This window comes from Ruania alkalisoli, from assembly GCF_014960965.1.
GTDB classification, from domain to species: Bacteria; Actinomycetota; Actinomycetes; order Actinomycetales; family Beutenbergiaceae; genus Ruania; species Ruania alkalisoli.
In genome coordinates, this window is sequence record NZ_CP063169.1 from 2,799,207 (window position 1) to 2,822,740 (window position 23,534).

Sequence of the window (23,534 nt, forward strand, 5' to 3'; positions counted from 1 at the left end):
CCACGATCACGAGGGCACCTACCCTCCGCTCGCATCTCAGGCGCGACCGAGCGGAAGTCGCCGTATCCGAATCCGGTCGTTCAGAATCACGGCAACGGCACCGGATGCGAGCTCCTCGCCCAGCGCCGGGAGATTCGAAACAAGCACGTGCGCCTGCGCCTCGGGGTCTCTGGCGGGTCGACGGATGAGTACGAGGCTGGGGACGGAGTCGCCACTTGACGCGAGTAGTTCGCCGAAATCGGTGTCGGCCGAAACCAGCACACGCTCGTCGTCCTTTGCGCACGCCATCACCTCGACGTCCGAAGCACCAGCCAGACCCAGATCCCGGACATGAGTGACGTCATGCCCAGCTTCTTGCAGCAGGGCGCCGAGACGACTACTCAAACACTCGTCAAGAAGCAGTCTCATGCACTCGCCAGCAGCGGTAGCTCTCCCTGTTCGACGGCGAGTGCCGCATAGCGAAGGGCTTCGTCGATGTCTTCGGACACGAGCGACGGATAGTCGGCGAGGATGTCAGCATGCGTCGCGCCCTCGGCCAGCCGTCCAATGATCATGGACACAGGTATCCGCGTGCCGCGGACACATGGGACACCACCCATGATCCGGTGATCGACAGAGATCCGCTCCAGAGACATGTTCTGAGTCTATCTCGCGCAGCGCTCTCGGGACTAGAAGCGTTCGACTCGGCCGCTATAGAGCGCTATCCCGCGCCGCCAGATCACGTGTCATTTCCGGCGGCGTCATAGCAGAACCTCCAACGCGAGTCGCAGCCGCCGCGTCGTCCTTGGAAACGAAGCCGCCATCTTCAGCAGTTGGGAGGGCGAGCTACCGCGCCACCGCAGCCAGCGCCGCAGCGCCTCGTGCGCGACGTCACTTCCCTCCTGGTGCATGAGGCGAAAGCAGTCGATGATCGTTCGCTCGGCCGAGTAGGTGGCGACCTGCGCATCTCCCCCGGCATCGAACATCTCGCGGCCGAGTTCGAACGTCGCGGCGTCAAAACTGTGCCACGTCACGTGCTCAAAGCCTGCCGGGTGACGGGTGCCGCGGGGCAGTGCGATGTCGGTCGCGAACGGAATGGCGTCGCTCAACTCGTGGCGCACGAGCGCACTCGTCAGGCACAGCGTCGCAGTCGGTTGCATGGCAGTCGCAGCAGCGAGTGTCGCGTATACAGGGTCGACCACGTCCGGGCGTACGAACGCTGCGCGCCCCATGCGTGCGATGTCTCCTTCCGCAAGCAGTTGGTAGACCTGGTCCTTGCGTAGACCTGCCGCGCGCGCATCATCCAGGCTGAACGCGGATGGGAGCTGGAGCATCGCCACGCCTCCTCCTAACTGATGACAGGTTAAGACTACCTGTGCACAGATAGATAGACAGGCAACCGTCACACCGCTCGACGGCCAGTCATCGATCAATGGGTTGCCTGCCAAACAATCGGCATCGACGGTGGACGTCACGATCCTCCGAGGAACTGCGCCATCAGCGGCCCGGCCGCACCTGCACCGTCGGAGCCTTCCTCCAGGAACACCGCGACCGCCAGGTCGTCCTGCACGGCGATCATCCAGGCGTGCGTGCCGCCGTCGTACTCGGCGGTGCCGGTCTTGGCGATGAGGTCGCCGTTGTCGGTCACGTCCGCGAGCGCCTGGCTCGCTGTGCCTTCTGTCACGACGGCGCGCATCGCCTGCCGCAGCAGAGTCGCCTCCGTCTCGGTGAGTGGGGTGGGCACGTCCTGCTCGGCCTGGGCGGTCTCGCGGAACTCCTCGGTGTCGACCAGGACCGGGGTGACGGCGTGGCCGGTGCTGATCGAGGCCGCGACCGTGGCCATGGCCAGCGGTGAGGCGAGCACCTGCCCCTGGCCGATGAGGTCGGCCGCGTGGAGGGTGCCCTCGGCCTCAGTGGGGACCGAGCCGAGCCATACGGGGTAGCCGAGGCCACCGAGCTCGCCGCGGCCGAGTCCGAGGCTGGTGGCGGCATCGGCCAGGTCGGCGGCACTGATGCGGTCCCGCTCGGACATCAACGCGGTGTTGCAGGACTGTGCGATCGCCTGTTCGAGGGTGATATCGCCGATCGAGGACTCCGGGTAGCCGGGATAGTTGTCGAACTCGCGGCCATTCACGGTGAGGGTCTCGGTGCAGGAGACGGTGTCGTCAAGGCTCCTGCCGGCGCGCAGGAGAGCCAACAGCGTGACCACCTTGAACGTGGAGCCCGGCGCGTACTGCCCGAGCGTGGCCGTCGACCAGCCGTTGCTGGCGGCACTGGACGAGGCGGCGAGGAGATTGCCGGTCGACGGCTCGATCGCCACGAGCCCGGCGGGCACCTCGAGCCCGTCCACGATCTGCTCGGCCCGCTCCTGCAGCTCCCGGTCCATGGTCGTGCGCAACGGCTCACCCTCGACTGCGTCGGAGGTGTAGACCTCGGTGGACTCCTCCCCCGACGTGACCGAGATCGTCAGGCCGCCGAACCCGCGCAGCTGTTCGTCATAGGCGAGCTGCAATCCTGCCAGGCCCACCTGGTCCCCCTCGGCGATCGCGCCGTCGGAGGCTTCGATGATCTCGGCCGTGGCCGGGCCCACGCGCCCGAGGATGGAGTAGGCAAAGTACTCGGTCGGCCCCATCTGCCGTTCGTCGCTGACGAGGTTGACCCCATCGATGCCGCGCACGTCCTCCACCTCGGGAGCGTCTTGCGGTGCGACGACCGCCACGACGAACGCGCGCTCCCCGGCGGAGAGCACCCGGTCGGCATAGGCCTGTGGATCGTCGAACTCGAGCGCCTCCGCCAGGGCGATCGCCTGGTCTTCCCAGGTGTCGGATTCGATGTGGGTCTTGTCGATCCCGATCCGGTACACCTCGGTGGCGGTAACGAGCACCTCGCCGTCGCGCCCGAGCACCTCACCGCGTGGCGCCTCCGACTGCTCGACGGTGATCACACCGTCGTCGCCGAGATCTGGAGCCAGCAAGGAGCGTTCCCAGTCGGCCACGTAGGGGCCGTCGTCGGTGGATACAAGGTGGACGGAAGACGGATAGCTCCAGTCCTGCTCGGTTCCCGGCACGTCCCAGGTCCAGGTGAGAGCGGCATCGGCCGCCATGGACCCGTCGTCCTCTTCGTAGGGGGTGGAGGACCAGGTGACCTCCACGCTGTGTGGCACCAGCGGCGTCAGGTCGCCGAGCACTTGCTCGTATTCCTCGGCGGCCGTGGTCGCATCCTCCTCGGCGAGCGGTGCGGAGGTGAGGTCACCTTCCTCCAACGCGGCCGCGAGCGCCTCAGCGGCGTCGACATGCGGGGTGGCCGGCTCCTCGGGCTCGGGGTCGGAGTCCGAGCAGGCGGCGAGCATGAGCGAGGTGGAGGCGAGCACCGCGAGTGCCCGAAGCTTCCGGAATGACCGGACCTGCGCCGTCGGGGTTGCCATGGTCCTACGGTAACCGCGGGGCCCGACAGGTTCGGGCAATGGGCACACCCTGTCGTGATCAGCACGCCACAATGTCCCCATGGCCACCCAGTACCCCGAGATCACCGACCGTCTCCAGCGCTTCATCGAGGCTCAACACCTCTACTTCGTCGGCACCGCCGCCCGCGACGGGCGGGTGAACGTCTCCCCCAAGGGCCTGGACTCGTTGCGGATCGTCTCCCCGACCCGGGTGGTGTGGCTGAACGGCACCGGCAGCGGCAACGAGACGGCCGCACACCTGCTGGACACCCCGCGGATGACGGTGATGTTCTGTTCTTTCGAGCGCCAGCCGATGATCCTGCGGCTGTACGGCACTGCCCGCGCCGTGCACGAACCGGACGTCGAATGGGACGAGCTCTACGGCCTCTTCCCGCCAATGCGCGGCGCCCGCAACATCTTCGTACTCGACATCGACCTGGTGCAGACCTCCTGCGGGTACGGGGTGCCGTTCTACGAGTTCAGCGGTGAGCGTCCGTTGATGGATTCGTGGGCGGCGAACAAGGGCGACGATGGATTGGTCGAGTACCAGCAGACCAAGAACCGCGCCAGCATCGACGGCTTCCCGACGGGGCTACCACCCGCCTGAATTCACCTGGTCTGCTCTGGTCACAGGCGGTTACGCTGGCACGGCCACCACATGGGTGGCACCACGAGAGGATGCGCATGCGAGCCGAAGCCGAGGTGGCCGCCAGGGCCTGCTCCAGGCTGGCCTGCCCCCGCGCCCACGGCTGAGGATTGATCCGGCGGTGACGGCGCGGCGCTGAGCCATGCCCACCGACTGGAGAAGACCCCCTCATGAATCCCCTCACCGATAAGCAGATCCGTCGCGCCTTCGTCAACGCCACCCGCGGCGCAGCCAACCGAGCCGTGCTCCCCGACCTCACGACCATCGACTGGGACCGGCTCGAGTACCTTGGATGGCGCGACCCGAAGGCACCGTTGAACGCCTACGTCGTGCTCGAGCTCGACGGCGAGCCCATCGCCATCCTGCTGCGCGCCCCGGAGAAGGGCGGCAAGCACCGCAAGGCCATGTGTGCCTGGTGCGAGGACATCGTGGCCGTCGACGATGTCAGCCTCTACGTGGCACCGCGTGCAGGCGCGGCCGGGCGGCGTGGCGACACCATCGGCACCCTGGTCTGCACCGACTTCACCTGCTCGAAGAACGTCCGACGGCGTCCCACCCGTACCGAAGCCTCCTCACCCGAGGATCGTGCCCGGCTGATCGCCAGCCGGATCGCCGGCCTCCAGGAACGGTCGACGCGGTTCGTGGCGGAGGTGTGCCGGACACGGTGACTCGCAGTGACATCATGGATCTATCACGTAGGAGGGTAAGAGACGCGCGATGAACTGATCAATCGACCGCCTCTGGCTCAACCGGATCAACCGCGGGCTGGTCCACGTGAGCAGTCTGACACTGCTCGAGATCGGCTGGTCGGCCACTACGACCGACAACTGGCACGTGCTGGTCGACCAGCCACCGACGGTCAACCTGCTCGTCCGATCTCGTCATTGCAGCAACGGGTCACAACACAGCCCGTCGAGCGCCTTCGTGGGGACTGGACGACCTAGGGCCACAGCTGCCGATCGTCGCTGGTCGCTACGGCGCCGATTCCCGGATCGCCAGCGTGTAGGGGGCGGTCAGCTGCACCGGCCCGCCCAGCTGACCCTGCTGCCGGGCCTCGATCTGCTCCAGCGCCCGCCGCGCAATGTGCGCCATATCCGGCGCGATGGAGGTGATGCTCGGGGTGCTGTAGGCGGCCTCCTTGGTGTTGTCGAAGCCCACCACCGCCACGTCGTCCGGGATCCGCACCCCGTGGGTATGCAGGGCGCGCACCGCCCCGACCGCGAGGTCGTCGTTGAAGCACACCAGTCCGTCGAACTCGCCACCGCGCTCGATCAGTTCCGATACCGCCTCCTCAGCCGCGTCCCGATGCCAGATGCGGCTCGGGATCAACAGCTCAGGTTCGATCGGCACACCGGCCGCGTCGGCTGCGGCCCGGCAGCCACGCACGCGCGCGTCGGACACGTGCGAGGTGCCCACACCCAGCAACGCGATCTGGCGCCGCCCGGAGGCCAGCAGGTGCTCCATCGCGGTGCGCGAGGCCTCCTCGTTGGAGATGGTGATGTGGTCGACCGTCGCACCGTCCACGTACTCCCCGATCAACACCAGCGGGCCGCCGGCACGCACGTCCTGCAGGTCCGCACGAGTCATCCCCTGGGCAGCGATGATCACGCCGTCGGCCAGCCCGCGCGCGGCGGCCGCGATCTCCACCTCCCGGTCTCGGCGCCCCCGGGTGGTCTGGACCAGGATGCTCACACCCCGCTCAGCCGCAGCATCGATGAGCTCCTCCGCAAGCTCCACGTAGTAGCTCACCCGCAGTTCCGGCACCGCAAGCACGACGGACCCGCGGCGCCCGGTGCGCAGGTGCCGGGCAGCAGTGTTCACCTGATAGCCGAGAGCCTCGATCGCCTGCTCCACCCGCGAGCGCGTCTGCTCCCCCACCCGCTTAGCACCGGTGAGCACGTTCGAGACCGTCTTGATCGACACGCCGGCGTGGGCAGCGACCTCACGCATCGTCACCTGATTCGCCCCGGAACTCTGCCCACATGCCGGCCCGGACTCACGCAGCGGGTCATAAGTTCCCTGACTATTCTCCCGCACCGTCCAGACGAATGAACCCAGCCCGTCGACGGCCGGCAAATCTCCGCCGTCGTTGGCGTGGCGGCCAAGCAGGACCGTGGCGACGGCCATCCATTCCTCGGCGTCAGCCGCCCGGTGCGCCTGGGGCGCGAGAACCCCCGGAGTGGCCACGAGCAGGAGATCACCGTGCGCGGTAGCGAACCGATCGAGGACACCCGGCCCCACGTGGGCATCCATTGCTGCACCGAGTTGGTCGCGCAGATCGAGTACCGCCTCTCGAACGCTGTCGGACTGATCGTCGGCGACCCCATCGCCCGTGGCGAGTTCCTCGACGTCACGGGGACGCAGCGCCATGACGCCTTCACCGCCTCCGACGGCGATACCCACCACCTCAACCGGCCCCACCTCCATGGCAGGGCTGGTGCGCAGCTCGAACCGCCCACGCGGTAGCGGCCGGATTCGATGGGCGCGCCACGCGCGCGAGACGGTCGCTGCGCTCACGCCGAGCCGATCGGCCAGTGTGCGCGAGGTCCAGCGTTCCTGCGCCCCTTCACCCACCACCTCTTCCCAGGTGGCCGCGACGATGTCCCACGGTTCGGTGCGCGCGGGACGACCGGTCCGCGCCTGGTCGACCAGCCCGTCCACGCCCTCGGCCTCGTAGCGCCCCCGCCAGGTCAGCACACTCTGCCGGCTCACTCCGGCGCGGGCCGCGATAGCCGTGTTTGCGCGTCCCTGTGCCGCCAGGAGCACGATCCGGGCTCGCTGCGCCAGCGCGCCATTGCCTGTACACAGCTCCTCGAGCTGTTTCCGGTCCCCCGGGCGCAACACCAGGGGCGGCGCAGGTCGACGCGACACCGGATCTCCTAACGTCTAACAATTACTGAACCAACACGGCGAGACACTACCAGCGAGTCACGCCACTGACATCGCAGCTTGCGCGGAACATCCTCGGTGAACCGCGCCGACACGGGCGCAGATCCGTGAGTACTGAGCCAGAGTAGCCCCTCGGCATCCCATTGACCCGCCTGAGGCGGCTGTGTATCGTCCCGGGAGTACAACGATGGACCGCAAAGGAGCTTCCATGAATCCCACACGACGCACGATGCTCGGCGCTTCAGCTGCGGCACTCACAGCGACTCTGGCGGCGTGCAGCCGCTCCTCTGACTCCCCGGACACGTCCGGCACGGGCTCCGGCACAGATGCCGCCCCCACCGGCACCTTGCAATGGTGGGATCACTTCGAACCCCTCGAGTCCGCCCTCACCGGACTGTTCGAGGACTTCGCCACCGCCGGTGGTGGCGAAGTGGAACGCACCGTCTACAACCCGAACGAGATGGGACAGGCCCTGCAACTGGCCCTCGGCAGCGACCAGATGCCCGACGTGTTCAGCAACCTCACCGACATCCCCGCACCCGCCCTCGTCTCCCGCGAGCTGGTCGGCGCGGTCACCCTGGACTCGCAAGCCCAATCCGCCGCCGCCGACCTGCTCTTCGAGGGCATGCACACCTTCGACGGCGCGGTCTACTCGATCCCGCTGTTCTCCCACCAGCAACACTCCAGCCTCACCTGGTTCGATCTCGACCAGGTTGAACGCGCCGGTGGCGACCCCGAGGCGATGACCATCACCTGGGAGGAGTTCCGCCGGCTCGCTCGCGCCATCACCGCGAACGGGGACATGCCGGCGTGGGTCGGCAATCTTGCGTTCACCGACCGTCTCGAGGAGCAGATCGTCGATCTCGCTCAGGCAGCCGGGCGGCCGCTCGCGTTCAACACCGCCGGTGTCTCCGCACCCGACGTCACCGATCCTGCCACCGGGGACTACGTCTTCAACTCCGAGGAGTTCATCGAAGCACTGGAGTTCCTCGCCTCCCTCATCGCGGACGGCGTCATGCTGGGCGCCTCCACCTCACTGGACGCCCGGGACGCCCGCGCCCGCTGGGCGGCAGGAGACGCGGCAATCTTCTTCGACGGACCCTGGAACCCCGGCGTGCTCTCCGGTCAGTTCCCCGACTTCCTCCCCCAGGTGTCGGTGACCAACCTGCCCTCACCGGACGGCCACGGCTACACCGCCCGCGGACCGAGCTCGGGCCAGTTCTGGATGTCCGCCACCTCCGGCCACGTCGACGGCGTCGGCACCCTGTTCTCGCTCCTGACCCGCCCGGAGTTCTCCACCGCGCTGGCCTCGAATATGGACCAGCCACCCGTCGACCTCGCCGCGGTCGCCGACGCGGACGTCGATCCCACCTACACCCGCGCCATCGACATCTTCACCGACTGGTGTCGGCTCGCCCCCAGCCCGTTGGTGCGCAATCCCGCCGTCGGAGAGGTCATCGCACAGATGGAGGAGATCCGGCCGAGCCTCGGCGAGATCGTCCAGGGCTACCTCGGCGGGAACATCGATGACGCATCCGCGGCCCTGACCACCTTCAACGACGCGATCAGCGCCGAGCGCGACCGGGCGATCGACGCCGTCACCAGTGACGGCCTCGAGGTCTCGCTCGCGGACTGGGAGTTCAGCGGCTACGAACTGGGCGCCGACTACGGGCCGGATCGGTACTGACGTGGCGACCACGCTCACCAGATCTGCACCACCACCCACCCCGCCACGGTCGGCTCGTGCCCGGCACGGCGGCTGGATCGCCCTGTTCGTCGCCCCCACGGTTGTGCTGTTCGGGCTGTACACGCTGTGGCCGAGCCTGTCGAGCGTCTTCTACTCGATGCTCGAGTGGCGGGGTCTGGGCACCGACCGGTCATTCATCGGACTGAGCCACTACGAACGCGCCCTCGCCGACCCGCTCTTCTGGCGCTCGGTCGGCGTCACGATGGCGATCATCGCGGTCACCGTCCCGATCCGGGTAGCGATCGCGCTCGTGCTGGCCATCATGCTCAACAACCCGCGCCTGCCACTCGCCCGCCTGCTGCGCACGGCCTTCTTCCTGCCAGTCGTCGCCACGACCGCCATCGTTGGGATCGTGATGGGGTTCGTGCTCGACCCCTCCGCTGGGCCGGTCAACACACTGCTGGAGCTGCTCGGCCTCCCACCGGTCGACTTTCTCGGCAGCTCCGACACCGCACTCGGCAGTGTGATGGCCGTCCACATCTGGAAGTGGATGGGCATCACGATGATCTACTGGCTGGCCGCCCTGCAGACCGTCCCGATGGACCTGTACGAGGCGGCGGAGATCGACGGCGCCGGCACCTGGCACAAGTTCCGGCATATCACCCTGCCGATGCTGACCCCCTTCGCCGTGATCATCACCCTGCTCACCGTGGTGGAGACCATGCAGGTCTTCGACCTCGTCCTCACCATGACCGGCGGCGGCCCGTTCTTCTCCACCCTCGTCACCGAGGTCTACATCTACGAGCAGGCCTTCACCTCGGCCAACCCGAACCTCGGGTACGCGGCCACGCTGGGTGTGCTCTTCGGAGTCCTCACCGTGATCGTCGTCGGCTCCCTGCTGCTGATCACCCGCCTCGTGCGCGGGCGGAAGGAGGTCACGGCATGACTTCCACACTCTCCCGCCCGACGGCGGAGCGAGCCTCACCTGCGAAAGGTACGGACCGCCGTCGCCTGCCTGTGTCCCGCAAGACTATGCGCTGGGTGCAGACGGCAATCCTCGTCGTCGTGGCGCTCATCTGGATCTACCCGCTGCTGTGGATCTTCGCGGCGTCGGTCAAGGACGCCACCGGCATCTTCGCCGGCGGCCTCTCGCTCCTGCCGGAGCAGTGGCACTGGGACAACTACTCGCGCGCTTGGTCCGAGGCCGGGTTCTCGCGCTACATGATCAACACGGTGATCGTCACCGTGGCGACCGTGGCCATCGTGGTGGTGCGCTGCGCGGCGGCCGGGTACGTGATCGCCCGGTACCGGTTCCGCGGCCGGCGGCTGCTGATCGGCGTGCTCGCCGCCACGATGTTCATCCCGACCGGGCTGTTCATCGTGCCGGTGGTCGAACTCAGCGACGTGCTCGGGCTGCTGAACACCCACCTCGGGCTGATCCTCGCCCTCGCCGGTGGGGGTCACGTCGCGGCGGTGCTGCTCTACGCGGGCTTCTTCGCGCAGATCCCGAAGGAGCTGGAGGAGGCGGCCGTGGTAGATGGTGCCGGTTTCGCGCGGACCTTCTTCCGCATCATGCTGCCGCTGTCCGGTCCGATCACAGCCACTGTGGTGGTGCTGACGTTCTTGGCCACCTGGAACAACTTCTTCCTCCCGTTGGTGTTCACCTTCAGCGTGCCGGACAACCGCACGCTCGCCGTCGGGATGCTCGCGTTCGAGGGCACCAACTCCACCGACTGGTCCGGCTTGGCGGCCGCCGCCTCGCTGTCGCTGCTGCCGATCCTCGCGCTGTTCGTGCTCCTGCAGCGGCACTTCGTGGAAGGGATCGCCGGTGCCGTGAAGAGCTGACCTCGTGCACATCCCTGAGTCCGACCGCCCATGAGACACCGACCGGAGAACCATGACCCGCCCGAACATCCTGCTCATCAGCACCGACCAGCAGCGCTGGGACGCCCTCGGCGCCGCCGGGAACACCCACATCCGCACCCCGAACCTGGACCGGCTCGCCGCCCAGGGGGCGCGCTTCACCAACTGCTACACCCAGTCCTCGGTGTGTGCCCCGTCCCGGGCCAGCCTGATGACCAGTAGGTACGTGCACAACCACGGGTTATGGGCGAATGGCGTGGATATCGATCCGGGTGAGCAGCTCTTCACCCGCGCCCTCACCGACGCCGGCTATGACTGCGGACTGGTCGGCAAGTTCCATCTCGGTGCGGCGTTCGGGGGGCGCGTGGAGCCACGTATCGATGACGGGTTCCGGGTGTTCCGGTGGTCGCACGATCCGTACGTGCGCAGCGAGGCGAACCACTATCACCTGTGGCTGGAGGAGCACTTCCCCGGGGTGCTCGATGAGGCGATGGCCCGAGGCGGGGCGGCCGCCATCGACAATCTGCCCACCGAGCAGCACTACAGCCGGTGGATCGGCGAGGAGACGATCGAGTACCTCACCACCGGGCGGGAGAAGGACAAGCCGTTCTGCTTCGTGGTGAACTTCTTCGACCCGCACCACGGGTTCGGCTCGCCCTCGGACTACCGGGCCAGCTATGACGCGCAGTCTCTGCCGGCGCCGGTGACCTCGGACCTGAGCACCAAACCGGACATCTACACCGAAGCCTCGCAGCGGTCCTATGCCGGGCACGACACCGGCTTCGCCGAATGCACCGAGGAGGAGATCCAGGACATCATCGCCCACTACTACGCGATGGTCACCCTGATCGACGACGAGGTCGGCCGGATCCTCGACGCTCTCGACGCCGAGGGCCTGGCGGAGGACACGATCGTCATCTTCACCAGCGACCACGGGGAGATGCTCGGCGATCATCAGATGCTGCTCAAGGGCCCGATGATGTTCGACTGCTCCGTCAAGGTGCCGCTGCTGGTGCGCTGGCCGGGGCAGATCCCGGAAGGGACCGTGCGCGAGGAGCTGGTGGAGTGGATCGACCTGGCTCCCACGGTGCTCGCCAGCGCGGGCGTGGATCCGCTGCCGCGACAGCAGGGACGCGACCTGGCCCCGCTGTGGAATGACGGGCAAGGCGGCTCGACGTGGGAGGACCGGGACTGGGTGCTCTCGGAGTACCGGAACAGCTGCTGGCCCTACGACCCGCCCGTGCACACGACCATGGTGCGCCAGGGCAGCTGGAAGATTGTCGTCCATCACGGGCCACCGGCGACTACCCGCTCGCGCGACGGCGAACTGTATGACCTGGCGGCCGATCCGCATGAGCAGATCAATCTCTGGCACGACCCGGAGGCGGCCGGGCGTCGGCTGGAGATGGAGCGCACGGTGCTGGATGTGCTGGTGGCCACCGAAGAACGCTCCCGGGTCCGGCACGCCGCCTTCTGAGGGCTGGCCTCAGCCACACCCCGTCACGCACGCAGAAGGCCCCCGCTCAGTGAGCGGGGGCCTTCGTGTTGTAGCCCCGACCGGATTCGAACCGGCGCTACCGCCTTGAGAGGGCGGCGTCCTAGGCCACTAGACGACGGGGCCGAGCATACAAAGAGAATCGTACCGGACTCCGGGGAGCGACCCGGGACGATTCTCCGCTGGGGTACCAGGACTCGAACCTAGACTAACTGTACCAGAAACAGTCGTGCTGCCGATTACACCATACCCCATGGTGTCAAGGCCTTCACATTCCGGGGTTCTCACACTGATTCTGAGGACCCGTGGCGTGAACGCCGTGCCGACGTGAAACTGTACCGGAACTCCACGCTCGCGCCCAAACTCACGCGAGTGTGCGAGGTCACAGCACCCCCGGGGCCATCATGGAACCATGGCTGAGCGCATCGCACGACACGTTCTCATCTCCGGCCGCGTGCAGGGCGTAGCCTTCCGGGCTCACGCACGCCGACGTGCCGAGCGGCTCGAAGTCGACGGCTGGGTGCGCAACCTGAGCGACGGTCGCGTCGAGGCCTGGGCGGAAGGCGCACCGGACGTCGTCGGGAGCCTCCTTGACTGGCTGGCCACCGGGCCGCCGAGCGCCGAGGTGACCGGCACCCAGATCACCGAGGAGGACCCGCAGGGACTCTCCTCGTTCGAGATCCGACGCTAGGGTGCCATCGGTTGATCGGCGTCATGATCCGGTCGATCTCCGGGTGACCAGCTCCGGCGGCACCAGCGTGACCTCACGGGAGCGGGGCTCGGCACCGTTCACCCGGTGCATCAACCGGTCGACCGCGGCGCGACCGACCTCCCCGGCCGGCAGCCGCACGGTCGACAACGGCGGCTCCAAGAACTCCGCGAACGGGTAGTCCCCAAACCCGACCACCAGCGTGTCTTCCGGACATCGCAGACCCCGCTCGCGGAGGGCGCGGTAGAGCCCCAGCGCGAAGTAGTCGTTGCCCACGACGCACCCGTCCGGCCGGTGACCGCGCGCCAGCAGGTCGACGGTCACGCGATAGGCATCTCCCGCCTGCCACGGGAGCGCGGCGCGATCATTGCGCCGAGTCGGCACCATGATCACCTGGCGGTCGTCGAGCGGGAGCGAAGCGTCCACGAGAGCATCCCGGAAGCCCTGGATGCGTTGGTCGATCGTGGTGATGGGCAGGTCTTCCTCGAGCATCACGATCGATCGGGCCCCCTGCGCGATCACATGGGAGGTCGCCGCATACGCACCCGCATGGTTGTCGGTGGCCACCGTATCGACGTCGAGATCGTCCAGGCGCCGATTGACCACGACGAGCGGGATCCCGGCGCGCTCAACGGCCGGCCAGGGGTTCGTCTCCCCCTGCACCGGGACCACGATCACGCCGTCCAGCCCGGAGCGGATCACGTTCTCGGCGGCGGCCTGTTCCCGAGCGGTCGACTCCTCGCTGAGGAACAGGACGATGTGATAGCCCTCCTCGGCCGCGCGTTGCTCGATCGCGCTGATGAGCTCGGCGTAGAACGGGTTCGAGACGTTCGTGATGACCAGACCGATGGTGCGCGGGCCGCCGAGGACGAGCGAGCGCGCATGCACGTTGGGCACATAGCCCAGGCGCTCGGCAGCACGTCGGATCGTCTCGCGAGACTCCGCGCTCACGCCGGACTCGCCACGGAGCGCCCGCGAGACCGTGTTGACCGATACTCCGACGGCGTCGGCCACGTCCCGTAGGGTGCGCCGCCTGCGCGGCGCACCCGTCCTGATCTCGTCATCGTCCACTAAGCACGTCCGGTTCAGTATCACGGCTCACGCGAGGCGAGCCTCGGCGGCTACGTCAACTCTTCAGGGCCAGGTAGATCCGCACCTTCACCGAGCCCCCGGTCATTGTGCCGCGAATGCGCAGCCAATGGCCGTATTCGCGCACCGGCCAGGTGGTCAGCTCGCCGGACACCTGCCGCAGATCGTCGAGATCGACCCAGGTGAGCCCGTCCGGAGAAACCTGGGTGGTGAGCTCCACCTGGGGGTCACCCTCGGTGGACAGGATCTGGAAGAACCAGCGTGCCTCTCGCGTCCATCCGGTCTCGAAGGGCTCGGTGGCGAAGTCGCCGGAGAGGGTCGTGTTCCGCTCGAGGATCGCGGTCTGGGATTGCAGCATCACAAGATCACCAATCGGCTGAGATGACGACAGAGTCGAGGAACAGGAAGTTGCGGACGCCGGAGAGCGTCCGGACCGAGAAGTAGAAGTTGAGCAAGTTGTCCAGGGACTCGTAGGGCTCGTCGTAGACAGGGACGGGAACGTCGCTCATGTCGATGATCCGGTCGTTCAGCTGAAACTCGACGTTGCGACGCTTCTCGGTGTCGACGAGCCACCGCACGTAGTGCCAGTTGACCTTGGTCGGAACCTCGTTGAAACACATCTCGATCGGATCGCCGAGGTAGCGCCAGTCGTTCGGATCGGGGGCGGTGAAGTCGGCAGCGTAGGGCAGCGCGAACTTCCCCTCGAGATGCTCCTTCGGTGTGGGCTCCGGCACGACCGGGTAGGACAGCCGGCGCACGAGGTTGCCGTCGGCATCGGTGTTCTGGAACCGAGCAACCGTGTGATATCTCCTGCCGCCGTCACCACAGAGGTCCGTCGCCACCGTGAAGGCCCCGAACTGCGCCTCGGACGGGTGTAGGTTGCCGTCCCAGGCAACGTCGCCGTACTGGTCACGCTCGGCATCGCCGCCCAGCTGAGCCTCCGCCTTGTAGGTCAGGTAGGCCTCGATCTGCACCAAGCCGCGACCGGCCATGGTGAGGCGACGGATCGCGGTCGCCGTGTGCCCCGGGTACGGACGTGTGGCGAGCTTGAGCGAGTAGGTGCCCGTCATCGCACCGTGGGTACCGGTGTCGAAGAACGTCGCGTTCGACAGCTGTGGCGTGCGGAAGTCGCGCATATGCGCGTCGACCGTGTCGAGGTCACCCCGGCCGTTGAAGTTGCCGATCAGCTCGGTCCAACCGTTGGTGCCCTCGTTGAAGTCATCGAGGGCGAGGATGCGGGGCAGCGGGTTGTACTTCGACAGACGGACATCGCTGGCACGGATCGCATCGCGCATCGCCGCGCGCAGCGAGTCGGTATCGACCGAGGTCACCATTCACTCCTTGCTTGCCGTACAGGCGTAGGGTCGCCGGCGTCCGCCGGTATCGGCACATTAGCGTTAATGCTTCATGCGCACAACCTTCAAGGCAAACTGCTTCAAACTCACTGTTGACGGCATCTCTTCGCCCTGCAAGACTGCATGAACGCTAATGTTCATTGGCGACACACACGAAGGGTGCTCAAGGAAGAACACATGCCGCTCATGCCGATCTGCCCGCTCGAGGACGAGTGATGGGCGCCTACCTGGCCCGACGACTCATGTTCTCGGTCTTCATCCTGTGGGGCGCCGTCTCGATCATCTTCGTGGTGCTTCGACTCGTCCCCTCGGACCCGGCACGCCTGATCCTGGGATCAGACGCCACCGAGGCGGAAGTCGACGCTCTCCGTGACGAGATGGGCCTGAACGACCCGCTCTTCGCCCAGTACGGGACATACCTGGGCGATCTGCTCCGTCTCGACTTCGGAGACTCCTACCGGCAGCAGCGCGACTCCTTCGAACTGGTGATCGAACGACTCCCGGCCACCTTGGAGCTCGCCCTGGTGGCGATGGTCATTGCGCTCGTGATCGGCATCCTGCTGGGCGTGCTCGCAGCTCTGCGAGTCAACCGGCTCACCGACCGGATCATCTCGGTCGGCTCCTTGTTGGCTCAGTCGCTGCCCTCGTTCTGGATCGGCATCGTGTTCATCCTGATCTTCGCCCGTGGACTGGGAGTTCTCCCGAGCGGTGGCACCGGTTCACCCGCACACATGGTCCTGCCCGCCATCACCCTGGCGATGCCGATGCTCGCGATCCTGATCCGGATGACCAGGAGCGGACTGCTGGAAGTGATCCATGAGGGGTACATCCAGACGGCACGAGCCAAGGGGTTGAGCGAGCGGGTCGTGATCTTCCCGCACGCGATCCGCAATGCGCTGATCCCCATCGTCACGATCGTCGGGTTGCAGTTCGGTGGGCTGCTCGCCGGATCGGTGATCGTGGAGATGGTGTTCAGCTGGCCCGGCATCGGCCGCCTGCTCATCGAGTCGATCGGCCAACGTGACTACAACGTGGTGCAGGCGTCCGTCCTGGTCATCGCAGCCGGGTTCGTGTTCGCGAACCTGGTGGTCGATGTGCTCTACGGCTACCTCGATCCGCGAGTGAGGTTAGTATCCCGATGACCGCACGAACCACTGAACCCCAGGTTGCTCCTGCAGCATCCGGTGCCGCCACGCGCCGTGGCCGGTCGAACACGGTGGGACGCAAACGCATCATCGGATGCCTGATCGTGATCGCCTGCTATGTCCTCATCGCGCTGATCGGGCCGCTGCTGATGCAGTACGACCCCGTACGCACGTTCACCGAGGATCGACTCCTCCCTCCAGGGAGCACTACGTCCCAGGGGACGGTCGCACTGTTCGGTACCGACCAGGTGGGCCAGGACATCCTGGCTCAGATGATGCTCGGCGCACGCGTCTCGATCACTGTGGGCGCCGGCACCCTGGCGCTCGCCGGCTTCATCGGCGTCACCATCGGGCTCCTGGCAGGGTATCGCGGCGGCTGGCTCGATTCAGTGCTGATGCGGTTGGCCGATATTCAGCTCTCCTTCCCGTCGATCCTGCTCGCCATCCTGATCGCAGCGGTTGTCGGCCCCAGCGTCGTGAACGTCATCGTGGTCCTCGCGATCACGAACTGGGTGACCTTCGCGCGCGTCACCCGGGGGCAAGTTCTCACGGTGAAGAATCGCGAGTACGTCGACGCGGCGCGCACCCTCGGTGCCCGGCATCTGCACCTCGTTCTACGCACCATCTTCCCGGCCTGCCTCGCGCCGATCCTGGTCGTGGCCACCGTCGAGCTCGGGCAGGTCATCCTCGCGGAGGCATCACTGTCCTTCCTCGGGCTCGGCGTACCGACTGGCGTGCCGAGCTGGGGCACCACGATTGCGAACGGCCGCTCGTACCTCGGCGACGCCTGGTGGATCTCCACACTCCCCGGTCTCGCCCTCGCCACCCTGGTCCTCACCTGCGGGGTGCTGGGCGATGCGATGCGGGACCGCTACGACCCGAAGATGAGGAGCCTGTGATGGGCGCCACCAAGTCGGCACCGTTGCTGTCCGTGGACGGTCTCACCGTCGAGTTCTCCACGCGGGCCGGGTCCGTCCGCCCGCTCGACGGGATCACCTTCGACATCGCTCGGGGTGAGACCGTCGCCCTGCTGGGCGAATCGGGCAGCGGCAAGTCGGTCACCGCCCAAGCCGTCATGGGTTTGCTCCCGCAGCCCGCTGGTCGAATCACGAGCGGTCGCATCACCTTCGACGGCGAGGAGCTCACCGCGATGTCGCCGGAGAAGGTCCGCGCCCTCTGCGGTACCCGCATCGCGATGATCTTCCAGGATCCGCTGAGCTCGTTGAATCCGGTCTTCCGCATCGGCTCCCAGGTCGCCGAACCGCTACGGCGGCGCCTGGGAATGCGCAAACCGGATGCGATGCGGCGTGCCCTGGAGCTGCTCAGGCGCGTTGGTATCCCCGACGCCGAGCGTCGGATGCACCACTATCCGCACCAGTTCTCGGGTGGTCAGCGCCAACGCATCATGATCGCGATGGCGCTCGCCCTCGATCCGGACCTCCTCATCGCCGACGAACCCACCACCGCCCTCGATGTGACCGTGCAGGCACAGATCATGCAGCTATTGAGCGACCTGCAGGCCGAGCATGGGATGGCGATCTTGTTGATCACGCACGATCTCGGCGTGGTCGCTGATGCGGCCTCGCGCGCCGTGGTGCTCTACGCCGGACGGGTCGCCGAGGAGGGGCGGATCCGTGACGTCTACGACAACTCCGCACACCCGTACACCGAAGGACTTCTCGCCTCGATCCCGCAGGCCGATCACGGTGGGGGGCAGCTCCGCTCCATCACGGGAGCGCCACCGAACCCGCTCACGTTCCCGCAGGGGTGCCGATTCCATCCGCGATGCCCCTACGCGCAGGAACGCTGCCGTGACGAGCGGCCCGAACTGCGCCATCCCACGGGTTGGGCGTCGGATCAGGCGGCCTCATGCCACTTCACCGAGGAGGTGCTCCAGCATGGCTGAACCCCTGCTGCGCGTCCGTGACCTGGTGACCACCTACCCGATCCGATCGGCACTGCTACGACGCAAGGTGGGTGAGGTGCGCGCCGTCGACGGGGTGACCTTCGATGTGGAGCGTGGACAGACGGTGGGCCTCGTAGGCGAGTCCGGCTCCGGCAAGTCGACGCTCGCTCGCACCATCGTCGGCCTCGAACGCGCCGAATCGGGATCCATCGAGTTCCAGGGACAGAATCTCGTCCGGCTGTCCGCGGCACAGATGCGCCCGCTGCGGCGGGACATCCAGATGGTCTTCCAGGACCCGTACACGGCGCTCAATCCTCGCCTCACCGTCAGACAGATCCTGTCCGAAGCGTGGCGGATCCACCCCGACCTCCTCGCCGAGGACGAGTGGGACGCCGAGGTGGTGCGGCTCCTCGATGTCGTGGGCCTCGACGCACAGTACGCCGACCGCTACCCGCACCAGTTCTCCGGTGGCCAGCGCCAGCGCATCGGCATCGCCCGGGCGCTCGCCGTCAAGCCCCAGCTCATCGTCTGCGACGAGGCGGTCTCGGCGCTCGACGTCTCCGTCCAGGCCCAGGTGCTCAACCTCCTCGACGATCTGCAGCGGGAGTTCGGCCTCACTTACCTGTTCATCGCCCACGATCTCTCCGTCGTCCGGCACATCAGCGACGACGTCATCGTCATGAATCAGGGATCGGTCGTGGAGCACGCGCCCACCGAGGACCTGTTCGCCGACCCGCAGCACGACTACACCAAGGCCCTGCTCGCCGCAGTACCCGTAGTACGCCCCTGGCTGGAGGGCAGTACGCCATGACGACGATCCACCTGGTCCGACACGGCGAGGCCGTGTGGAACGCCGAGGGCAAGTACCAGGGGCAAGCCGATTCCGGGCTCACCGAACTGGGCCACGAGCAAGCACACAGTGCCGCCGCATGGCTGCGTGACTCGTTCCCCCGCATCGACGGGGTCGCGTGTAGCGACCTGCCCCGGGTGCGGGACACGGCCGCCCCGTTCCTGACAGCGATTGGCCACTCCCCCCAGGTCGACTCGCGGCTGCGGGAGATCGACGTCGGATCCTGGGCGGGCCGGACCTTCGAGGAGGTCGCGACTGCAGAGCCCGCGTCCGTCGCGGCCGCGGCGCGCGGCGAGGACGTGCGCCGTGGTGGAGGAGAGACCTTCGCCGAACTGCGCCGGCGGGTGGTCGCCGCATTGGACGAGCTTGTCGCCTCGCACCAGCCGGGAGCCACCCTCGTGGTGTTCACCCACGGCGGTCCGATCCGTGTCGCCACCGCCGCTGCCCTGGGGGTGCCCATACCGGGTCACCACCCGATCGGTTCCCCGGACAACTGCTCGGTCACCACCCTCGCCTGGAACCCCAGGCGACTCCTCGCCTTCAACCAGCAGACCATCGGCACCCGCTAGGCGCCGAGCGCCACCACAGACCAGGAGACCCGATGCCCCTGACCTCCACCACCTTCGTCGCCCAGACCCACAACCTCTGGGGTGATCATGCCGCCGAGCAGCGTCGAGCGCCGCTGGACGCGCTGTATCGCCACCGGCAACCCGATCTGTTGGCGACCCAGGAACAGCGGTCGTGGTCGCGGGACCTGATCGACGCGGCCATGCCCGAGCATTCCCGCGTCATCGACGAGTTTCCGGGATGGGCGACGCAGAGCTGTCTCTGGTGGCGTCGTGAGCTGTTCGAGTATGTCGAGCACGGCGCGGACGACGTCGGAATCCTCGCGCCGGACGCCCGGCTGTTCTGGGTGCGCCTGGCCACCGCCGACGGACCGGTGCTGTTCAGCGTGGCCCACCTGACGTGGCCGGGCCACCCTCAGGAACAGGAGACAGGCACCAACCAGCGAACTCCGCAAGCGGCCGCCATCGCGGGCCGGCTCGCCGAGCTCGCCGATGGGGCCGCGTGTCTGTTCGCCGTCGACATCAACGACATCGGCCCACCGAACTGGGAGCTCGGCAACAGCGGCTTCCTCGACTCGTTCACCGCGTTGGGCCGGCACGCACCGGTCACGCATCCCGTTGTTCCCAGCGGCTTCGAGGAGTCGGTCGGCACACGTCTGTCCCCTCTCGCCTCGCCGAGGAAGGCGATCGACTGGATCTTTCTGCGCGGCCCTGTCCGTGCACGTGCCGCCGAGGTGGTCGAGTTCTTCCACCGAGGCGTCGCTCCCAGCGACCACTACCCGGTGGCCGCCACGCTCACCCTCACCCGGGACTGAACGCACAGCGCTGGTCCCGAGTCTGATCGAAGGAGATGCAAGATGGGAATCACCAGACGTCACGGCGGTGTCGCCGCAGCCGTGCTGGCCACGGCACTCACCGTTGTCGGCTGCACGACGACCACCGAGGGAGGTGACAGTGAGACGGCTCCGCAGGAACTCACCTACGTCCCCGCGTTCTTCCCCGTGTCCCTGGATCCGCACAACTTCCCGGCTGAGGAAGGCACACAGGTCGCCGCTCAGCAGACACTCGAAACACTCGTCACCTACAACGATGGCGAAGCACAACCACTACTCGCCGAGTCGTGGGAGTACTCCGACGATGAGCTCACGCTCACCTTCCAGCTACGTGACGACGTGTCGTTCAGCGACGGCACGCCCTTCACCGCCGAGGATGCGAAGGCATCCCTGGACCGGCTGATCGAGCTCGACAAGGCACTCGCGCCGCTGTTCGCCGCGGTCACCGAGACACGCGCGGACGAGGACCACACGTTCTCCATCGTCACGAGCGAACCGCTCGGAACTCTTCTCGCCTCGATGTCGCTCGTCTTCATCGGCCAGGCCGACGCCATGGACGAAGAGGCCTACTGGCGGGCCCCTGTCGGCACCGGACCGTTCATCGTCGACGACTACGTCGCCGACGACCACGTGACCTATTCACGCAACGACGACTACTGGGGCGAGGCCGCCCAGCTCGACACGCTCGAGATGGTGAGCATGCCGGAGGTCGCCGCCAGGATCACCGCACTGGGAACCGGCGAGGTCGATGTGATCTCGTCGATCCCGCCCGACCAGGTCGCCGGCGTCCAGGATCAGGACGGAGTCGAGTTCATCCAGGACGCCGGCTATCTCTACTACTTCATCTGGTTCAACCACAACGAGGAGCCGTTCGACGATCAGCGCGTCCGCCAGGCGATGTGGCACGCGGTCGACGTCGAGGGCATCGTCTCCGACCTCTACGGCGACGGCGCCACGGCGGCGACCGCCCCGATCCCACAAGCCGCGTTCGGTTCGGCCGACAACGGACTGTACGAGTACGACCCCGACCGCGCCCGTCAATTGCTCGCGGACGCCGGATTCCCGGACGGCTTCGAGACCTCGATGCAGTGGCCGCGGGAAGGTGGACCGAACATCCGCTCGCTCGGCCAAGCCTTCATCTCGGCGTGGGCCGAGGTGGGGATCGACGTGGAACCTCTCGAGAAGGAACGCGCCAGCTGGCTGGAGGACTTCGGATCCATGAACTGGGACCTCAACCTGCAGACCAACACCACCGCCACCGGTGACGCGGACTTCACGCTGAATCGTCTGTATACGTGCGAGGCCGACCGCCTGGGCTACTGCAATCCGGAGCTCGACGACCTCCTCGCCCAAGCGCGCTCGTCGTTGGACCCGGACGAGCGGAGCACGCTCTACGACCAGGCGAACGAGATCATGTGGGAGGAAGCCCCCGGCATCTTCCCGGCGGACATCCAGAACAACCTGGCGTACGGCTCGCAGGTCCAAGGCCTGGAGCTCCCCCCGAACAACCGGCCGTACTTCTCCACCGTCTCGATCGAGTGAAATGTCGCCAGTCTGTAGCGGGCCGCCCGCTACAGACTGGCGCGCAGCGCCCGCAACCGGGCGAGTGCGGACTCCTTGCCGAGGATCTCGATGGACTCGAACAGCGGAGGTGAGACCCGCCGTCCGGTGATCGCCACCCGCAGCGGCGCGAAGGCGAAGCGCGGCTTGATACCCATCTCCTCCACCAGCACGGCCTTCAGGGCCGCCTGCTGCGGCTCCGGCGTCAGGTCCTCCAGCCCTTCCAGTACCCGGATCGACCGGTCGAGCACCTCGGCCGCCTCCGGCCGCAGCGCGGCGCGGGCCTCCTCGTCCACGACCACGGCGTCGTCGGCGACGAACAGGAAGCCCAGCATCCCGGGTGCCTCACCGAGCAGGGTCATGCGCTCCTGCACCAGCGGTGCGGCAACGGTCAGCAGCTGCTGGTGCTCCGCCGTCAACTCCTCGAACGTGGCCGCGGGAACCACGCCGGCCTCGTGCAGGTACGGCACCAGCCGGGCGCGGAAATCCTCGGCGGGGAGCAGCCGCAGGTGGGCGGCGTTGATCGCCTCGGCCTTCTTCTGGTCGAAGCGCGCCGGGTTCGGGTTCACGTCGGAGACATCGAAGGCGGCCAGCATCTCGGCCTGGGTGAAGATGTCGTTGTCCGGGGAGATGCTCCAGCCCAGCAGCGCCAGGTAGTTGAGCAGACCCTCGGGGATGAAGCCGCGCTCGCGGTGCAGGAAGAGGTTCGACTCGGGGGCACGCTTGGAGAGCTTCTTGTTCCCCTCCCCGGTGACCATCGGCAGGTGCCCGTAGCTAGGCACCCGCTCAGCGATCCCGAGCTCGGTCAGCGCCCGGTGCAGGGCGATCTGCCGCGGGGTGGAGGAGAGCAGGTCCTCCCCGCGCAGCACGTGCGTGATCCGCATCAGCGCGTCGTCGAGGGGGTTGGTGAGGGTGTACAGCGGCTGCCCGTTGCCACGCACGATCACGAAGTCGGGCACCGAGCCGGCGGCGAAGGTGACCTCGCCCCGCACCAGATCGGTGAAGGTGATGTCCTCGGCCGGCATCCGCAGACGCAACACCGGCGTGCGGCCCTCAGCAAGGAATGCCGCCTTTTGCTCCTTGGTCAGGTCGCGGTCATAGCCGTCGTACCCGAGCTTGGGGTCGCGGCCGGCGGCGCGGTGGCGGGCCTCGATCTCTTCCGGGGTGGAGAACGACTCATACGCATGCCCGGAGGCGAGCAACTTGTCGGCGACATCGGCGTAGATCGCCGCGCGCTCGGACTGCCGGTACGGTCCATCCGGCCCACCGACCTCGACGCCCTCGTCCCAGTCCAGACCGAGCCAGTGCAGCGCGTCCAGGAGCTGGTCATAGCTCTCCTGGCTGTCCCGCGCGGCGTCGGTGTCCTCGATCCGGAACACGAACGTGCCGCCGTGGTGGCGAGCCTGTGCCCAGTTGAACAGGGCGGTGCGGATCAGCCCGACGTGCGGGGTCCCGGTGGGCGAGGGGCAGAAGCGGACGCGCACGTCGGCGCCGGAAACGGGAGTCGTCATGATGGCTCC

Annotated in this window: 23 protein-coding genes and 2 tRNA genes; 14 read left to right on the top strand and 11 right to left on the bottom strand. The window is 67.2% G+C overall.

The window, feature by feature from the left end:
* Positions 1 to 36: 36 nt before the first annotated feature.
* The 4 genes from IM660_RS12460 to IM660_RS12475 form a co-directional block, all read right to left on the bottom strand.
* Positions 37 to 408 carry a DUF5615 family PIN-like protein gene (locus tag IM660_RS12460; RefSeq protein WP_193495923.1) on the bottom strand — a complete coding sequence of 124 codons (372 nt, stop codon included), beginning with the start codon at positions 406 to 408 and terminating at the stop codon, positions 37 to 39.
* Positions 405 to 635, bottom strand: coding sequence for a DUF433 domain-containing protein (locus tag IM660_RS12465; RefSeq protein WP_193495925.1), 231 nt, complete (start codon positions 633 to 635; stop codon positions 405 to 407). The genes IM660_RS12460 and IM660_RS12465 overlap by 4 nt, the downstream gene beginning before the upstream one ends.
* Positions 636 to 740: 105 nt before the next feature.
* On the bottom strand, positions 741 to 1,454 hold the full coding sequence (locus tag IM660_RS12470; protein WP_246464934.1) for a type IV toxin-antitoxin system AbiEi family antitoxin domain-containing protein: 714 nt from the start codon (positions 1,452 to 1,454) through the stop codon (positions 741 to 743).
* Entirely contained in the window at positions 1,451 to 3,403 is a 1,953-nt protein-coding gene (locus IM660_RS12475; protein WP_193495926.1) for a penicillin-binding transpeptidase domain-containing protein, read from the bottom strand. The genes IM660_RS12470 and IM660_RS12475 overlap by 4 nt, the downstream gene beginning before the upstream one ends.
* A gap of 79 nt (positions 3,404 to 3,482) precedes the next feature.
* On the opposite strand from IM660_RS12475, the gene IM660_RS12480 reads away from it, so the two are divergent.
* Both IM660_RS12480 and IM660_RS12485 read left to right on the top strand, forming a co-directional pair.
* Positions 3,483 to 4,028, top strand: coding sequence for a pyridoxamine 5'-phosphate oxidase family protein (locus tag IM660_RS12480; RefSeq protein ID WP_193495928.1), 546 nt, complete (start codon positions 3,483 to 3,485; stop codon positions 4,026 to 4,028).
* 209 nt (positions 4,029 to 4,237) lie between these two features.
* On the top strand, positions 4,238 to 4,735 hold the full coding sequence (locus IM660_RS12485; RefSeq protein WP_193495930.1) for an FBP domain-containing protein: 498 nt from the start codon (positions 4,238 to 4,240) through the stop codon (positions 4,733 to 4,735).
* Between the two features lie 304 nt (positions 4,736 to 5,039).
* Here IM660_RS12485 and IM660_RS12490 read toward each other — a convergent pair whose 3' ends face one another.
* Positions 5,040 to 6,938 carry a substrate-binding domain-containing protein gene (locus IM660_RS12490; RefSeq protein ID WP_343071984.1) on the bottom strand — a complete coding sequence of 633 codons (1,899 nt, stop codon included), beginning with the start codon at positions 6,936 to 6,938 and terminating at the stop codon, positions 5,040 to 5,042.
* A 226-nt stretch (positions 6,939 to 7,164) separates the two neighbouring features.
* Between IM660_RS12490 and IM660_RS12495 the strand changes: the two genes are divergently transcribed.
* From IM660_RS12495 to IM660_RS12510, 4 genes are read left to right on the top strand one after another with little or no spacing between them, the layout of a single operon-like run.
* A complete protein-coding gene (locus tag IM660_RS12495; RefSeq protein ID WP_193495933.1) occupies positions 7,165 to 8,643 on the top strand; it encodes an ABC transporter substrate-binding protein in 1,479 nt (492 codons plus the stop codon).
* Between the two features lies 1 nt (position 8,644).
* A complete protein-coding gene (locus IM660_RS12500) occupies positions 8,645 to 9,589 on the top strand; it encodes a carbohydrate ABC transporter permease (protein WP_235020215.1) in 945 nt (314 codons plus the stop codon).
* Positions 9,586 to 10,488: a carbohydrate ABC transporter permease gene (locus IM660_RS12505; protein WP_159623130.1), complete on the top strand. Its 903-nt coding sequence runs from the start codon at positions 9,586 to 9,588 to the stop codon at positions 10,486 to 10,488. The genes IM660_RS12500 and IM660_RS12505 overlap by 4 nt, the downstream gene beginning before the upstream one ends.
* Before the next feature lie 52 nt (positions 10,489 to 10,540).
* Complete coding sequence (locus tag IM660_RS12510) at positions 10,541 to 11,983, top strand: sulfatase-like hydrolase/transferase (RefSeq protein ID WP_193495935.1); 1,443 nt, start codon at positions 10,541 to 10,543, stop codon at positions 11,981 to 11,983.
* A 71-nt stretch (positions 11,984 to 12,054) separates the two neighbouring features.
* Here the strand turns inward: IM660_RS12510 and IM660_RS12515 are convergent.
* Both IM660_RS12515 and IM660_RS12520 read right to left on the bottom strand, forming a co-directional pair.
* Positions 12,055 to 12,127: transfer RNA gene (locus IM660_RS12515), tRNA-Glu, on the bottom strand.
* Between the two features lie 56 nt (positions 12,128 to 12,183).
* Positions 12,184 to 12,255, bottom strand: a tRNA-Gln gene (locus IM660_RS12520).
* Positions 12,256 to 12,413: 158 nt separating this feature from the next.
* Here IM660_RS12520 and IM660_RS12525 point away from each other — a divergent pair.
* A complete protein-coding gene (locus IM660_RS12525; RefSeq protein ID WP_193495937.1) occupies positions 12,414 to 12,692 on the top strand; it encodes an acylphosphatase in 279 nt (92 codons plus the stop codon).
* 21 nt (positions 12,693 to 12,713) lie between these two features.
* On the opposite strand, the gene IM660_RS12530 is transcribed toward IM660_RS12525, so the two are convergent.
* From IM660_RS12530 to IM660_RS12540, 3 genes are all read right to left on the bottom strand, one after another.
* Positions 12,714 to 13,724: a LacI family DNA-binding transcriptional regulator gene (locus IM660_RS12530; protein ID WP_210768971.1), complete on the bottom strand. Its 1,011-nt coding sequence runs from the start codon at positions 13,722 to 13,724 to the stop codon at positions 12,714 to 12,716.
* Between the two features lie 112 nt (positions 13,725 to 13,836).
* Positions 13,837 to 14,157, bottom strand: coding sequence for a hypothetical protein (locus IM660_RS12535; protein ID WP_193495938.1), 321 nt, complete (start codon positions 14,155 to 14,157; stop codon positions 13,837 to 13,839).
* Positions 14,158 to 14,164: 7 nt separating this feature from the next.
* Positions 14,165 to 15,130, bottom strand: a complete 966-nt coding sequence (locus tag IM660_RS12540; protein WP_210768972.1) for a DUF6772 family protein — start codon at positions 15,128 to 15,130, stop codon at positions 14,165 to 14,167.
* A 239-nt stretch (positions 15,131 to 15,369) separates the two neighbouring features.
* Here IM660_RS12540 and nikB point away from each other — a divergent pair, with 239 nt between their 5' ends.
* The 7 genes from nikB to IM660_RS12575 are packed head-to-tail and all read left to right on the top strand — an operon-like array spanning position 15,370 to position 21,996.
* On the top strand, positions 15,370 to 16,296 hold the full coding sequence (gene nikB, locus IM660_RS12545) for a nickel ABC transporter permease (protein ID WP_193495942.1): 927 nt from the start codon (positions 15,370 to 15,372) through the stop codon (positions 16,294 to 16,296).
* The gene (locus IM660_RS12550) at positions 16,293 to 17,198 is read left to right on the top strand and encodes an ABC transporter permease (RefSeq protein ID WP_193495943.1); all 906 of its coding nucleotides are present in this window, start codon (positions 16,293 to 16,295) and stop codon (positions 17,196 to 17,198) included. The genes nikB and IM660_RS12550 overlap by 4 nt, the downstream gene beginning before the upstream one ends.
* Positions 17,198 to 18,205 (top strand): ABC transporter ATP-binding protein, encoded by a 1,008-nt coding sequence (locus IM660_RS12555; protein ID WP_193495945.1) that lies wholly within the window; start codon positions 17,198 to 17,200, stop codon positions 18,203 to 18,205. Before IM660_RS12550 ends, IM660_RS12555 begins: the two co-directional genes overlap by 1 nt.
* Positions 18,198 to 19,016 (top strand): ABC transporter ATP-binding protein, encoded by an 819-nt coding sequence (locus IM660_RS12560; RefSeq protein ID WP_193495947.1) that lies wholly within the window; start codon positions 18,198 to 18,200, stop codon positions 19,014 to 19,016. The genes IM660_RS12555 and IM660_RS12560 overlap by 8 nt, the downstream gene beginning before the upstream one ends.
* Positions 19,013 to 19,624 carry a histidine phosphatase family protein gene (locus IM660_RS12565; protein ID WP_193495948.1) on the top strand — a complete coding sequence of 204 codons (612 nt, stop codon included), beginning with the start codon at positions 19,013 to 19,015 and terminating at the stop codon, positions 19,622 to 19,624. Before IM660_RS12560 ends, IM660_RS12565 begins: the two co-directional genes overlap by 4 nt.
* Positions 19,625 to 19,656: 32 nt before the next feature.
* Positions 19,657 to 20,436 carry an exonuclease/endonuclease/phosphatase family protein gene (locus tag IM660_RS12570; protein ID WP_193495950.1) on the top strand — a complete coding sequence of 260 codons (780 nt, stop codon included), beginning with the start codon at positions 19,657 to 19,659 and terminating at the stop codon, positions 20,434 to 20,436.
* 42 nt (positions 20,437 to 20,478) lie between these two features.
* Positions 20,479 to 21,996 carry an ABC transporter substrate-binding protein gene (locus IM660_RS12575; protein ID WP_193495952.1) on the top strand — a complete coding sequence of 506 codons (1,518 nt, stop codon included), beginning with the start codon at positions 20,479 to 20,481 and terminating at the stop codon, positions 21,994 to 21,996.
* Between the two features lie 29 nt (positions 21,997 to 22,025).
* Here IM660_RS12575 and gltX read toward each other — a convergent pair whose 3' ends face one another.
* The gene (gltX, locus tag IM660_RS12580) at positions 22,026 to 23,525 is read right to left on the bottom strand and encodes a glutamate--tRNA ligase (RefSeq protein WP_193495954.1); all 1,500 of its coding nucleotides are present in this window, start codon (positions 23,523 to 23,525) and stop codon (positions 22,026 to 22,028) included.
* Positions 23,526 to 23,534 lie beyond the last annotated feature (9 nt).